Source organism: Serratia sp. CY74737 (genome assembly GCF_052166775.1).
Lineage (GTDB): Bacteria > Pseudomonadota > Gammaproteobacteria > Enterobacterales > Enterobacteriaceae > Serratia > Serratia ureilytica.
In genome coordinates, this window is the sequence record NZ_JBJNOF010000006.1 from 171,472 (window position 1) to 185,722 (window position 14,251).

At 60.3% G+C, this 14,251-nt stretch carries 11 protein-coding genes; 6 read left to right on the forward strand and 5 right to left on the reverse strand.

Going from position 1 to position 14,251, the window contains the following annotated elements; translation table 11 throughout:
• Positions 1–52: 52 nt before the first annotated feature.
• Positions 53–1,423, reverse strand: coding sequence for a serine endoprotease DegQ (gene degQ / locus ACJ8PE_RS10260; RefSeq protein WP_025304368.1), 1,371 nt, complete (start codon positions 1,421–1,423; stop codon positions 53–55).
• Positions 1,424–1,596: 173 nt separating this feature from the next.
• Entirely contained in the window at positions 1,597–1,998 is a 402-nt protein-coding gene (gene zapG / locus ACJ8PE_RS10265; protein WP_004937074.1) for a Z-ring associated protein ZapG, read from the reverse strand.
• A 231-nt stretch (positions 1,999–2,229) separates the two neighbouring features.
• Between zapG and zapE the strand changes: the two genes are divergently transcribed.
• The 5 genes from zapE to sspB all read left to right on the forward strand — a co-directional run bounded on the left by zapE (position 2,230) and on the right by sspB (position 5,930).
• Positions 2,230–3,357: a cell division protein ZapE gene (gene zapE / locus ACJ8PE_RS10270; protein WP_197759901.1), complete on the forward strand. Its 1,128-nt coding sequence runs from the start codon at positions 2,230–2,232 to the stop codon at positions 3,355–3,357.
• A gap of 263 nt (positions 3,358–3,620) precedes the next feature.
• Entirely contained in the window at positions 3,621–4,049 is a 429-nt protein-coding gene (rplM, locus tag ACJ8PE_RS10275; protein ID WP_004937079.1) for a 50S ribosomal protein L13, read from the forward strand.
• 15 nt (positions 4,050–4,064) lie between these two features.
• Positions 4,065–4,457 (forward strand): 30S ribosomal protein S9, encoded by a 393-nt coding sequence (rpsI, locus tag ACJ8PE_RS10280; RefSeq protein ID WP_004937080.1) that lies wholly within the window; start codon positions 4,065–4,067, stop codon positions 4,455–4,457.
• Positions 4,458–4,782: 325 nt separating this feature from the next.
• Positions 4,783–5,424 carry a stringent starvation protein SspA gene (sspA, locus tag ACJ8PE_RS10285; protein WP_004937082.1) on the forward strand — a complete coding sequence of 214 codons (642 nt, stop codon included), beginning with the start codon at positions 4,783–4,785 and terminating at the stop codon, positions 5,422–5,424.
• A gap of 5 nt (positions 5,425–5,429) precedes the next feature.
• Positions 5,430–5,930, forward strand: coding sequence for a ClpXP protease specificity-enhancing factor (sspB, locus tag ACJ8PE_RS10290; protein WP_025304365.1), 501 nt, complete (start codon positions 5,430–5,432; stop codon positions 5,928–5,930).
• A 63-nt stretch (positions 5,931–5,993) separates the two neighbouring features.
• On the opposite strand, the gene ACJ8PE_RS10295 is transcribed toward sspB, so the two are convergent.
• The 3 genes from ACJ8PE_RS10295 to gltB all read right to left on the reverse strand — a co-directional run bounded on the left by ACJ8PE_RS10295 (position 5,994) and on the right by gltB (position 12,531).
• The gene (locus ACJ8PE_RS10295; protein ID WP_033644504.1) at positions 5,994–6,473 is read right to left on the reverse strand and encodes a hypothetical protein; all 480 of its coding nucleotides are present in this window, start codon (positions 6,471–6,473) and stop codon (positions 5,994–5,996) included.
• A gap of 164 nt (positions 6,474–6,637) precedes the next feature.
• Positions 6,638–8,056: a glutamate synthase small subunit gene (locus ACJ8PE_RS10300; RefSeq protein ID WP_042785428.1), complete on the reverse strand. Its 1,419-nt coding sequence runs from the start codon at positions 8,054–8,056 to the stop codon at positions 6,638–6,640.
• A gap of 14 nt (positions 8,057–8,070) precedes the next feature.
• Entirely contained in the window at positions 8,071–12,531 is a 4,461-nt protein-coding gene (gltB, locus tag ACJ8PE_RS10305) for a glutamate synthase large subunit (protein WP_060660210.1), read from the reverse strand.
• A gap of 691 nt (positions 12,532–13,222) precedes the next feature.
• On the opposite strand from gltB, the gene ACJ8PE_RS10310 reads away from it, so the two are divergent.
• Positions 13,223–14,161: a TIGR01212 family radical SAM protein gene (locus tag ACJ8PE_RS10310; RefSeq protein WP_197792721.1), complete on the forward strand. Its 939-nt coding sequence runs from the start codon at positions 13,223–13,225 to the stop codon at positions 14,159–14,161.
• The last annotated feature ends 90 nt before the right edge of the window (positions 14,162–14,251 follow it).

The following is a 14,251-nucleotide window of genomic DNA, read 5'->3' on the forward strand; positions in this document are numbered from 1 at the left end:
TAGCATGAGTTAACCGGGCGCAGTATGTCACCGAGCCCGGTTTTTGCACAAATTAACGCAGCAGCAGATAAATGGTTTCGTTGCCGCGCACGATATTGAGCGCCATCACCGGTGGCTTGGCCTCCAGCACTTTACGCAGCGTGGTGATGTTGTCCACGCGCTGACGGTTGACGCCGATGATCACGTCGCCTTTCTGCAGGCCGATCTGCGCCGCCGTTGACCCTTTATCCACGTTCTCCACCTTCACGCCCTTGTCGCCGCTTGGCAACGCGCCATTGCTGAGGGAAACCCCCTGCAGCGCCGGCGACAGCGTTTCGGCGTTGGTCGAGGCGCTCTCGCTGTTGTCCAGCGTGACCGAGACCTCCTGCGGTTTGCCATCGCGCAGCAGGCCCACCTTGAGGGTTTTGCCCGGCGCGGTGGTGCCGACTTTGGCGCGCAGTTCGGCGAAGCTGCTCACCGGTTTACCGTCGACGGAGACCAGGATATCCCCGGCCTTGATGCCCGCCTTGGCGGCGGCGGATTTCGGCAGCACTTCGCTGACGAAGGCGCCGCGCTGCGCGTCGGTGTTGAAGGCTTTGGCCATATCCGGGGTCATTTCGCTGCCCTTGATGCCCAGCAGGCCGCGTTTCACTTCGCCGAATTCAATCAGTTGCTGGCTCAGGTTCTGCGCCATATTACTTGGAATGGCGAAACCGATGCCGACGTTGCCGCCGCTCGGCGCCAGAATGGCGGTATTGATGCCGATCAGCTCGCCGTTCAGGTTAACCAGCGCGCCGCCGGAGTTGCCGCGGTTGATGGAGGCGTCGGTCTGAATGAAGTTTTCCAGCCCTTCCAGATTCAGGCCGGAGCGGCCCAGCGCCGAGATAATGCCGGAAGTGGCGGTTTGGCCCAGGCCAAACGGGTTGCCGACGGCGACGGCAAAGTCGCCGACGCGCAGCTGATCGGAGTCGGCCATCTTGATGGCGGTCAGGTTTTTGGTGTCGCTGAGCTGCAGCAGGGCGATGTCGGATTGCTCATCGCGGCCGACCAGCTTGGCGTCCAGCTCGCGACCGTCGTTCAACTGCACGCGGATTTTATCGGCGTTGTTGATGACGTGGTTATTGGTCAGCACATAGCCTTTGGCGGCGTCGATGATCACGCCGGAGCCCAGCCCTTCAAACGGACGGGAGCTTTGCTGCTGGCCGGGGAAGTTAGGGCCGAAGAAGCGTCTGAACTCTTCCGGCAGTTGTTGACGCTGCACCTGAGTGCCGGCGACATGCACGCTCACTACGGCGGGCAAGACTTTTTCCAGCATCGGCGCCAGGCTCGGCAGCGGCTGCCCCTGAACGGCGACGGGCAGGGCCGCGTTGGCCACCGGTACGGAGCTGAGCGTCAGGCCGAGGCTCATTGCCAATGCACTAAGAATTAACGACTTTTTCTTCATTGATTATAACTCTCTCAATACCTGCCGATGAAAATTTGATGATAAGGCAATCACCTTGTCATAGTGAAGGGTAAGACCGTGAATTTGCGTGCAAAGTTCAGTAAAGGTAATGCGAGGGAAGGTCAAGACGGTAAACGGAGGAAGCCCGCGGGTGGCCCCGCGGGCGAAGGGGGTCAGTCGCGGCGCGCGCTTTGTCCGCGCAGCAGGCCGGAGGCGCCTTCCGAATAGTCGCGCGGCATTTCCACCGGCGCTTGATCGTTGTCTGCTTCCGCTTCGGTCAGGCGATAGCGGAACGGATTTTCCTGCATCGGCAGATCCGGCAGCAGGTTGTTCGAGCTTTTCGCCATGTGCTGATACAGTTGACGATAATCGCGCGCCATGTTGTCCAGCAGCTCGGCGCTGCGGGCAAAGTGGCCGACCAGCTCCTGACGGTACTCTTCCAGCTCGGTTTTGCTCTTGTCCAGCTCGTTCTGCAGGACTTGTTGTTGACGTAATTTACGGTTGCCAAAACGCATCGCCACCGCACCAATCACGATACCGACGACCAAACCAATCAGCGCATACTCCCAGGTCATGATGACTCCTATTTTGACTTCGTTGTTCCGCAGGGATTTTTCACTTAATAATATCCACTATAACCGTTAACCTTGTCCGAGTGGAATCCTGATGCGCTTCCACCTAATTTTTACAGGGTTTTCAGCGGCGCCCGCAGCGGGCATTTGTGGCGATAACGGTGCGAATCGGCATCAACTTGCCGCCAACGTTGGCTAAATAATTTCTAAGCGTTCTTAGGGAACATCGAACAGATGCAGGCACTATCACCGTTATCTCGCTACCAGCAGGCGCTGGATGCGGGGGAATATCAGGCCGATGAGGTTCAACGCCGGGCCGTCACTCAACTGGATCGCATTTATCAGGCTCTGTTGCAAAAGCCGGCGGCGAGCGCGCCTGCCGGCGGGCTGCGTGGCAAGCTCAGCCGCTTGCTGGGCAAGGGCGGCGACACGGCGCCGCAGCGCCCGGTGCAGGGGCTGTATATGTGGGGCGGCGTCGGGCGCGGCAAAACCTGGTTGATGGATATGTTCTTCCACAGTTTGCCGGGCGATCGCAAAATGCGTCTGCACTTTCACCGCTTCATGCTGCGGGTGCATGAAGAGCTGACCGAGTTGCAGGGGCGGGAAAACCCGCTGGAAATCGTCGCCGACGGCTTTAAGGCCGAGACCGACGTGCTGTGTTTCGACGAATTCTTCGTGTCCGACATCACCGACGCCATGCTGCTGGCCACGCTGCTGCAGGCGCTGTTCGCGCGCGGCATCACGCTGGTGGCCACGTCGAACATCCCGCCGGACGATCTGTACCGCAACGGTCTGCAGCGGGCGCGTTTCCTGCCGGCCATCGATCTGATCAACGAGTACTGCGACGTGATGAACGTCGACGCCGGCATCGACTATCGTCTGCGTACCCTGACCCAGGCGCACCTCTACCTGACGCCGCTGAGCGACCAGACGCGCGAGACGCTGGATCGGATGTTCGTCAAGCTGGCGGGCAAGGCGGGGGAGGACACGCCGGTGCTGCAGATCAACCATCGGCCGCTGCAGGCTATCCGTTCGGTGGACGGCGTGCTGGCGGTGGATTTCCACACGCTGTGCGAAGAGGCGCGCAGCCAACTGGACTACATCGCGCTGTCGCGGCTGTATCACAGCGTGATCCTGTATAATGTGCGGGTGATGGGGCCGCTGAAAGAGAATACCGCGCGCCGTTTCCTGGCGCTGGTGGATGAATTTTACGAGCGTCATATCAAGCTGGTGATCGGCGCCGAAGCGTCGATGTTCGAGATCTATCAGGGGGTGCAGCTGAAATTTGAATTCCAGCGCTGCCTGTCGCGCCTGCAGGAAATGCAGAGCGAAGAGTACCTCAAGCTGCCGCATCTGCCCTGAGCCCGCCGGGCCTATCGCCGGTTGTCCGCCGCCGGCGATAAATTTATTTTCCATTCAAAAACCGTTCGATCTTTGTGAGCGACTTCTCTATAATCTTGCGACCCCACGTTACAACAAAGTTTTTTTCCCAAAAACTTTATAGTGCCGGCAATGGCTATTCGAAGGGGTAGGTTTGCTGGACTTGTATGGTCGTGTGAGCCTCAACTGTTTTCGAGCGTTTGGGTGTTCACCAACGTGTAACTAATTATTGGGTAAGCTTTCTAATGAAAACTTTTACAGCTAAACCAGAAACCGTAAAACGCGACTGGTACGTTGTTGATGCAGATGGTAAAACTTTAGGCCGTCTCGCTACTGAACTGGCTCGTCGCCTGCGCGGCAAGCATAAAGCGGAATACACCCCGCACGTGGATACCGGTGATTACATCATCGTTCTGAACGCTGACAAAGTTGCTGTAACCGGCAACAAGCGTACAGACAAAGTGTACTACCACCACACCGGCCACATCGGTGGTATCAAGCAAGCGACCTTTGAAGAGATGATTGCCCGCCGTCCTGAGCGCGTGATTGAAATCGCGGTTAAAGGCATGCTGCCAAAGGGCCCGCTGGGTCGTGCTATGTTCCGTAAACTGAAAGTTTACGCGGGCACCGAGCACAATCACGCGGCACAGCAACCGCAAGTTCTGGACATTTAATCGGGATTAATGGCAATGGCTGAAAATCAATACTACGGCACTGGTCGCCGCAAAAGCTCCGCCGCTCGCGTCTTCATCAAGCCGGGCAACGGTAACATCGTTATCAACCAGCGCAGCCTGGAACAGTACTTCGGTCGCGAAACTGCCCGCATGGTAGTTCGTCAGCCGCTGGAACTGGTCGACATGGTTGGCAAACTGGATCTGTACATCACCGTTAAAGGTGGTGGTATCTCCGGTCAAGCTGGCGCCATCCGTCACGGTATCACCCGTGCACTGATGGAGTACGATGAGACTCTGCGTTCTGAACTGCGTAAAGCTGGCTTCGTCACCCGTGACGCTCGTCAGGTTGAACGTAAGAAAGTCGGTCTGCGTAAAGCACGTCGTCGTCCGCAGTTCTCCAAGCGTTAATTTCCGCTGCTTCGGCAGTGCGATTTACGCAAAAAACCCGGTGCTTCACCGGGTTTTTTTATGCCTGAAATCCGCTGTCCCCGACTAAAATCTGTGGCATATCAGACAATTCAACATGAATTCGCCGCAGCGCCCCCACAAAACAAGCAAAATCTGGTAAACTATCACCCACTTTTGCGCCTGTTCGCCGTGCAGTTGACCTCCTGGGCCGGTTTTTTATGGGTTCGGGTCGCGCTGCGTGCTGCCGGCCTGCGGCAAGATTATTCAGGATAGCAGCCTGTCAGTTGGCTATTCGCAGTATTTTCTAGATAACTTGGAGGTTTTCATGGCTGTCGCTGCCAACAAACGTTCGGTAATGACGCTGTTCTCTGGCCCGACCGACATTTTTAGCCATCAAGTACGCATCGTACTGGCGGAGAAAGGTGTCAGCGTCGAGATCGAGCAGGTCGAAATGGATAACCTGCCGCAAGATCTGATTGACCTCAACCCTTACCAGACGGTGCCTACGCTGGTCGATCGCGAACTGACCCTGTATGAATCCCGCATCATCATGGAATATCTGGATGAGCGCTTCCCGCACCCGCCGCTGATGCCGGTTTACCCGGTTGCCCGTGGTGAGAGCCGTCTGATGATGCTGCGCATCGAGAAGAACTGGTACTCGCTGATGGACAAGATCGAGAAGAGCAGCGGTCAGGAAGCAGAATCCGCCCGCCGCCAACTGCGTGAAGAGCTGCTGGCGATCGCACCTATTTTCGGCCAGGCGCCGTATTTCATGAGCGAAGAGTTCAGCCTGGTGGATTGCTACCTGGCACCGCTGTTGTGGCGTCTGCCGCAGCTGGGCATCGAGTTGAGCGGCGCCGGCTCCAAAGAGCTGAAAGGCTACATGACCCGCGTCTTCGAACGCGACGCTTTCCTGGCTTCCCTGACCGAAGCCGAGCGTGAAATGCGCCTGCAAACCCGGGGCTAAGCGCGATGGACATGTCTCAGATGACGCCGCGTCGCCCGTATCTGCTGCGGGCGTTCTATGACTGGCTGCTGGATAACCAGCTGACGCCGCACCTGGTGGTCGACGTGACTCGCCCTGATGTTCAGGTGCCGATGGAGTTCGCGCGCGATGGCCAGATCGTGTTGAATATCGCGCCGCGCGCGGTAGGCAACCTGGCGTTGGGCAACGAAGACGTGCAGTTCAACGCGCGCTTCGGCGGCGTGCCGCGCCAGGTCTCGGTGCCGATGGCCGCCGTGCTGGCGATTTATGCGCGTGAGAACGGCGCCGGCACGATGTTTGAACCGGAAGCCGCCTACGACGAAAGCGAAGGCGTGTTCGAAGGTTTGGACAATGAGACGATCCCTTCGGAAACGTTGATGTCGGTGATCGACGGCGATCGCCCGGATACCGCGGAAGATGACGGCCCGGACGACGAACCGCCGCAGCCGCCGCGCGGTGGCCGCCCGGCGCTGCGCGTGGTGAAATAAGCCCGCGTGAACAAACGAAAAAGCACCCCGTGGGGTGCTTTTTTTTTGCCCGGACGAAGCGGATCAGCCTTTCAAGGCGGCAATGCAGGCATCGCGCGGCGCGCTGAGATCGCCTACGCGCACGGTGGACAGCGCGCGGGCCGCGCGCTCACGGAAGCTGGTGATGGCGGTGTCGCCTTGCACTTCCGGCGGCGCGGTGCAGATGTCATTGAGCGGCAGATCGTTGCCTTTGTTGAGCGCCTGCAATACCGCCGCCGGGTTGTAGATCAGGGCGGCGGAGAGGGCAGATTTAATGCCGGCGGTAAATCCGGCATTGCCGCCGCCGGCCAGCTTGGGCGCCAGGGCAATCCAGTTGTCGTCCCCCAACCGGATACTGTTTTCCACGGCGCTGAACTGCCCGGCCTTGCCCAACTGCGCCACGACCGGCCGTGCGCCACGCGCTTCGATATTGTAACCGACCTCCTGCGAATCCAGCGCCAGGGCTGAGGCGCTGAAACTGACGGCCAGCAGTGCGCCGGCCAACAGGGAAATGGAGCATTTCATGTTCGCTATCCTTATCTCGGTGTCAGGCGCAGCCGCGCCCTGCAATGGTGCTAACTCAATACTATAGCGCGTTGAGGCTGTGAGGAGGGGGGAGGTTGTTACAAAGCGTGGCCGGTTAAAACAAAGGCCCGGCAATGTGCCGGGCCTTTGGCGGTACGGAAGGTTTACACTTCCAGGTAGTTCATGATGCCGTCTGCCGCTTTGCGGCCTTCGGCGATCGCCGTCACCACCAGGTCGGAGCCGCGGACCGCGTCACCACCGGCGAAGATTTTCGGGTTGCTGGTCTGGAATGCGTTGTCGCTGCCTTCCGGCGCCACGATGCGGCCCTGTTTATCGAGCTGCACGTCGTGCGCCGCCAGCCAGTCCATGCGGTGTGGGCGGAAGCCGAACGCCATCACCACCGCGTCGGCGTCGATCACGTGCTCGGAACCCGGCACCTGCTCCGCCGTCTGGCGGCCGTTGGCATCCGGCGCACCCAACTGAGTGCGCACCATTTTCACCCCGGCCACGCGGCCGGCGCTGTTCAGTTCGATGCTCAGCGGCTGCAGGTTGAACTGGAAGTCCACCCCTTCTTCCCGGGCGTTCTTCACTTCGCGCTTGGAGCCCGGCATGTTGGCCTCGTCGCGGCGGTAGGCACAGGTGACCTGCGTCGCGCCCTGACGCACCGAGGTGCGCACGCAGTCCATGGCGGTATCGCCGCCGCCCAGCACCACCACCCGTTTGCCTTCCATGCTGACATAAGGCTCGTGCTGCTCGGTTTCATACCCCATCAGCTGCTTGGTGTTGGCGATCAGGAACGGCAGCGCGTCGTACACGCCCTGCGCATCCTCATTCTCCAGCCCGCCACGCATCGATTGATAGGTGCCGACGCCGAGGAACACCGCATCGTACTCGCTCAGCAAAGTCTCCATGCTGACGTCTTTGCCCACTTCGGTATTCAGCTGGAACTCGATGCCCATCTCGCTGAAGATGCCGCGGCGTTTGACCATCACTTCCTTTTCCAGCTTGAAGGCCGGGATGCCGAAGGTCAGCAGGCCGCCGATCTCAGGATGACGATCATACACCACCGCCTTGACGCCGTTGCGGGTCAGCACGTCAGCGCAGGCCAGCCCGGCAGGGCCGGCACCGACGATCGCCACGCGCTTGCCGGTCGGCTGCACGTGCGACATGTCCGGCTTCCAGCCCATTTCGATGGCCTTATCGCTGATGTAACGCTCGATATTGCCGATGGTGACCGCGCCGAACTCGTCGTTCAGGGTGCAAGACCCTTCGCACAGGCGATCCTGCGGGCATACGCGGCCGCACACCTCCGGCAGGCTGTTGGTCTGATGCGCCAGGTCCGCCGCTTCCATGATGCGGCCTTCGTTGGCCAGCTTCAGCCAGTTCGGGATGTAGTTGTGCACCGGGCACTTCCACTCGCAATACGGGTTGCCGCAGGACAGACAGCGGTCCGCCTGGGCTTTGGCCTGGGTTTCCGAAAACGGTTCGTAGATCTCGACGAACTCGATTTTGCGGATCTTCAGCGGTTTCTTAGGCGGATCAACACGCTGCAGGTCGATAAATTGATAAACGTTCTGGCTCATTAATGACCTACCTCTTACTGCGCCTGCACCCGCAGCTCGGCTGCGGAACGGCTACGGTGACCCAACAGCGCTTTGACATCGCTGGACTTCGGTTTGACCAGGGCGAACTTCGGCGCCCACTCCGGCCAGTTGGCCAGGATCTCTTCCGCGCGGGAAGAGCCGGTCGCCTGCACGTGTTCGGTGATCAGGCCGCGCAGATGCTCCTCATGGATCGCCAACTGATCGACATCCAGCACTTCCACCAGCTCCGGGTTCACGCGCTTGCGGAACTCGCCGTCTTCGTCCAGCACGTAGGCGAAGCCGCCGGTCATGCCGGCGCCGAAGTTGATGCCGGTTTTACCCAGCACGCAGACGATGCCGCCGGTCATGTATTCGCAGCCGTTGTCGCCGATGCCTTCCACCACGGTGATGGCGCCGGAGTTGCGCACCGCGAAACGCTCGCCCGCGCGGCCGGCGGCGAACAGTTTGCCGCCGGTGGCGCCGTACAGGCAGGTGTTGCCGACGATGCTGGCTTCATGGCTGCGGAAGGCGGAGCCGATCGGCGGACGCACCGCGATGCTGCCGCCGGCCATGCCCTTGCCGACATAGTCGTTGGCGTCGCCGGTCAAGGTCAGCTCGACGCCGCCGGCGTTCCAGACGCCGAAGCTCTGCCCGGCGGTGCCGGAGAAGTGCGCCTTGATCGGATCGGCCGCCATGCCCTGATCGCCGTGCACGTTGGCGATAGCGCCGGACAGCATGGCGCCCACGGAGCGGTCAGTGTTGCGAATGTCGAAGTAGAAGGTTTTACCCTGTTTCGCTTCGATATGCGGCTGCGCCTGCGCCAGCAGCTCTTTGTTCAGCAGGCCCTTGTCGAACGCCGGGTTGCTGCTTTCGGTGCAGTACACCGCTTTACCCGGATGCGGCGTGGCGGTTTTCAGCAGCGGCGACAGATCCAGCTTGTTCTGCTTGGCGGAAATGCCGTCCAGCTCGGTCAGGAACTCGGTGCGGCCGATCAGATCCACCAATTGGCTCACGCCCAGTTGCGCCATGATCTCGCGGGTTTCACGTGCGATAAACTGGAAGTAATTCGTCACGCGTTCCGGCAGGCCGTGGTAGTGATCGCGGCGCAGCTTGTCGTCCTGAGTCGCGACGCCGGTCGCGCAGTTGTTGAGGTGGCAGATGCGCAGGTATTTGCAGCCCAGCGCCACCATCGGCCCGGTGCCGAAGCCGAAGCTTTCCGCGCCCAGGATCGCCGCTTTGACGATGTCCACGCCGGTTTTCAGGCCGCCGTCCACCTGCAGGCGGATCTTGTGGCGCAGACCGTTGGCCACCAGCGCCTGCTGGGTTTCCACCAGGCCCAGTTCCCATGGGCAGCCGGCATATTTCACCGAGGACAGCGGGCTGGCGCCGGTGCCGCCGTCGTAACCGGCGATGGTGATCAGATCGGCATAGGCTTTCGCCACGCCGGTGGCGATGGTGCCGACGCCCGGCTCGGACACCAGTTTCACCGAGATCACCGCCTTCGGGTTGACCTGCTTCAGATCGAAGATCAGCTGCGCCAGATCTTCGATCGAGTAGATGTCGTGGTGTGGCGGTGGGGAGATCAGCGTCACGCCCGGCACCGAGTAACGCAGTCTGGCGATGTACGGGGTGACTTTGTCGCCCGGCAGCTGGCCGCCTTCGCCCGGCTTGGCGCCTTGCGCCACCTTAATCTGGATCACGTCGGCGTTCACCAGGTAGGCCGGCGTTACGCCGAAGCGGCCGGAGGCCACCTGTTTGATGCGCGACACCTTGTTGGTGCGGTAGCGCGCCGGATCTTCGCCGCCTTCGCCGGAGTTGGAGAAGCCGCCGAGGCCGTTCATGGCGATCGCCAGTGACTCGTGCGCTTCCGGGCTCAGCGCGCCGATCGACATCGCCGCCGTGTCGAAGCGTTTGAACAGCGATTCCGCCGGTTCGACCTGATCGACCGGGATCGGTTCGCCTTTCGGCGTGATGGCCAGCAGATCGCGTAGCATGGCGACCGGCCGCTCGTTCACCAGCTTGGCGTAAGCCTGATAGTCGCTGTACTCGCCGCTGTGTACCGCTTTTTGCAGCGAGTTCACCACGTCCGGGTTGTAGGCGTGGTATTCGCCGCCGTGCACGAATTTCAGCAGGCCGCCTTGCTCCAGCGGTTTGCGTTTCAGCCAGGCGCGCTTGGAAAGGTTCTGCAGATCCTGCTGGAAATCGCTGAAGCTGGCGCCGCCAATGCGGCTGACCACGCCCTGGAAGCACAGATCCGCCAGATCGCGGTGCAGGCCGACCGCTTCGAACAGCTTGGAGCAGCGGTAAGAGGCGATGGTCGAAATGCCCATCTTGGACATGATCTTGTACAGGCCTTTGTTGATGCCGTTGCGGTAGTTCAGCATCACGTCGCGGTATTTCTTGTCGATCGCCTGGCTGTCCACCAGCTTGGCCAGGGTTTCATAGGCCAGATACGGATAGATGGCGGTCGCGCCGAAGCCGAGCAGTACGGCGAAGTGGTGCGGATCGCGGGCGCTGGCGGTTTCAACGATCAGGTTGGCGTCGCAGCGCAGGCTTTTTTCCACCAGGCGGGTTTGCACGGCGCCGACTGCCATCGGAGCAGGCACCGGCAGGCGGCCGGGCGCGATGGCGCGGTCGGACAGCACCAACAGCACCGCGCCTTCGCGCACCTTACGTTCCGCTTCGTCGCACAGGGCGCGAATGGTCTGCTCCAGATCCTGCTGCTGCGGATCGAAGGTCAGATCGAGGGTCTCGGCGCGATAGTATTCGCCTTCCAGCGTGGTGAGCTGTTTGAAATCGGAGTACAGCAGGATCGGCGATTTGAAGCTCAGGCGGTGCGCCTGGCCTTCGGCTTCGCAGAACACGTTCATTTCGCGGCCGATGCTGGTGGCCAGCGACATGACGTGCGCTTCACGCAGCGGATCGATCGGCGGATTGGTGACCTGCGCGAACTGCTGGCGGAAATAGTCGTAAACGATGCGCGGCCGGCTGGAGAGCACGGCGAATGGGGTATCGTCGCCCATCGAACCGGTGGCTTCCTGGCCAATTTCGCCCAGCACGCGGATCACCTGATCCAGCTCTTCACTGCTGTAGCCGAACTGTTTCTGATAGGTTTCGAGCTGCGCGTCGTCGAGCTCGCGGCTGCCGACCTGATCGTCCGGCAGATCTTCGAACGGCACCAGGCGTTTGACGTTTTTCTCCATCCACTCTTTATACGGGTGGCGGCTTTTCAGATCGTTGTCGGTTTCCGCCGAGTGCAGGATGCGGCCGCTGCGGGTGTCGATCACCATCAGCTCGCCGGGGCCGACGCGGCCTTTTTCCACCACTTCATCCGGCTGGTAATCCCAGATGCCGACTTCGGAGGCGCAGGTGATCAGCTTGTCTTTGGTGATCACGTAGCGCGCCGGGCGCAGGCCGTTGCGATCGAGGTTACAGGCGGCGTAGCGGCCGTCGGACATCACGATGCCGGCCGGGCCGTCCCACGGCTCCATGTGCATCGAGTTGAAGTCGAAGAAGGCGCGCAGATCGCCGTCCATGTCCGGGTTGTTCTGCCAGGCCGGCGGCACCAGCAGGCGCATGGCGCGGATGAGATCCATCCCGCCCGCCAGCAGCAGCTCCAGCATGTTGTCCAGCGAACTGGAGTCGGAGCCGGTTTCGTTGACGAACGGCGCGGCGGCCTGCAGATCCGGGATCAGCGGCGTTTGGAATTTATAGGTACGGGCGCGCGCCCACTGGCGGTTGCCGGTGATGGTGTTGATTTCGCCGTTGTGCGCCAGGTAGCGGAACGGCTGCGCCAGCGGCCAGCGCGGCACGGTGTTGGTGGAGAAGCGCTGGTGGAACAGGCAAATGGCCGACTCCAGGCGCAGGTCCGCCAGATCGAGATAGAAGCGCGGCAGATCCGCAGGCATGCACAGGCCTTTATAGATCGTCACCAGGTTAGAGAAGCTGCAGACGTAGAAACTGTCGTCCTGCACGCGTTTCTCGATGCGGCGGCGCGCCACGAACAGGCGGCGCTCCATATCACGCGGGCGCCAGCCGGCCGGGGCGTTAACGAAGATTTGCTCGATGCGCGGCAGGGAGGAGAGGGCGATTTCACCCAGCACGTCCGGGTTGGTCGGCACTTCGCGCCAGCCGACGATCGACAGCGTTTCGTTTTGCAGCTCTTCTTCCACGATGCGGCGGCTGAGGCGCGCTTCCTCTTCATTCTGGCTGAGGAACATCATGCCGACGGCGTAGTTCTTGGCCAAACGCCAGCCGCGCTCTTCCGCCACCATGCGGAAGAAGCGATCGGGTTTTTGCAGCAACAGGCCGCAGCCGTCGCCGGTCTTGCCGTCGGCGAGGATCGCGCCGCGGTGCTGCATGCGGGCCAGCGCGTGAATGGCGGTGCGCACCACCTTGTGGCTAGGTTCGCCTTCTATATGGGCGATCAGGCCGAAACCACAGTTGTCCCTCTCTTGGGATTTATCGTACAACATATCGTGAACCTCCCCAGGCTCTGCGTGACTCTCACAACCTACTGCGAGGGGGCTTCCCAATTTCAGGCAGAAGTCCAATCAGCAAGTTAACCCCGCCAATCTGCTTTTCCGCCCTCCATCAATGGCCTCTCGTGACGGTCTCACAAGTGGTATAGGACTTGTTTTAAGAGGGAGTCTTCAATTACTGCATAAATATGACGAGACGTTTGCCCGTCCAGAAAGCTTCCAGCGGACTTCCAACTTAGCGAGAAAGAATTCGCAGGTCAAATGTGGGCTTAAGATAGATTCTTATCGAATTGATGATGTTTATTTATTTGAAAAATAAGTATTTTAATGCATTTTTGCACTATCGTGGGGCAGCACCGATCCCCGCAGAAGTGTGAGCTGTCTCACTATAGTGCAACCCCTTAATCTCTGCACCATGCTAGTGCGGAGGGTAATGCCAGAATTTTATTCTATAAGATATTGCTTGGCTGATGTTTATGACTATTTTTCACCGTGTTGTCATATTGCCGTTAACGGTTGCGTGACGATTAGAATAATTCATCAGAATTAGAGTGAATTGATTTGCGTTTATGATGAATAGTTATGCCTGATGGCGCCTTGCGGGGAAAGCGTTGATCTCTGTCATCGCGGGAAAAACCGTTTCTTATTAGCATCGCGGCTTTGAACACAGAGAAGCACCAAGATTATGCAGTTGCCGCAATTAGTCAATATGTTTGGCGCGGATCTCCAGCGCCGCTATGGCGAAAAGATCCATAAACTCACGCTGCACGGCGGATTCAGCTGCCCTAACCGCGACGGCACGTTGGGGCGCGGCGGCTGTACGTTCTGCAATGTCGCCTCGTTCGCCGATGAAGCGATGCAACGCCAAAGCATTGCCGAACAGCTGGCGCAGCAGGCCGCGCGGGCCGATCGGGCGCGGCGCTATCTGGCCTATTTCCAGGCCTATACCAGCACCTATGCGGAGGTTGAACGGCTGGAGACGATGTATCGGCAGGCGTTGGCGCAGAGCGCCATGGTCGGTCTGTGCGTCGGCACCCGGCCGGACTGCGTGCCACCCGCCGCGCTGGATCTGCTGACGGGATACCGCGAGCAAGGCTATGAAGTGTGGCTGGAGCTGGGGCTGCAGACGGCGCACGATAAAACGCTGAAGCGCATCAACCGCGGCCATGATTTTCGCTGTTATCAGCAGACTGCGCGACTGGCCCGGCAGCGCGGGCTGAAGGTGTGCTGCCATCTGATCGTCGGGCTGCCGGGAGAAACTCAGCGCGATCATCTGCTCACGCTGCAGCGGGTGACGGAGACCGGCGTGGATGGCATCAAACTGCATCCGCTGCACGTCATCACCGGCAGTACCCTGGCGCGGGCGTGGCATGCCGGGCGGTTGCCCGAACTGGCGTTGGAGGACTACGCCGCCAGCGCCGGGGAGATGGTCCGCCATACGCCGGGCGGGGTGGTGTACCACCGTCTTTCCGCCAGCGCCCGTCGGCCGACGCTGCTGGCGCCGCTGTGGTGCGAAAACCGCTGGAGCGGCATGCAGGCGGTCGGCGCTTATCTGCAGCAATACGGCGGGCAGGGCAGCGCGCTGGATGAAAAGCGGCGCTACCGCCCCGGAATGCCGCTCTGAAGTGCAATCTTTGCCACACTTCGGCGTTTGCCGCCTTATCTCATCGCGGTTTTACGGTATGATTCAAAAGATTGTGTCTGATGGGAGCCG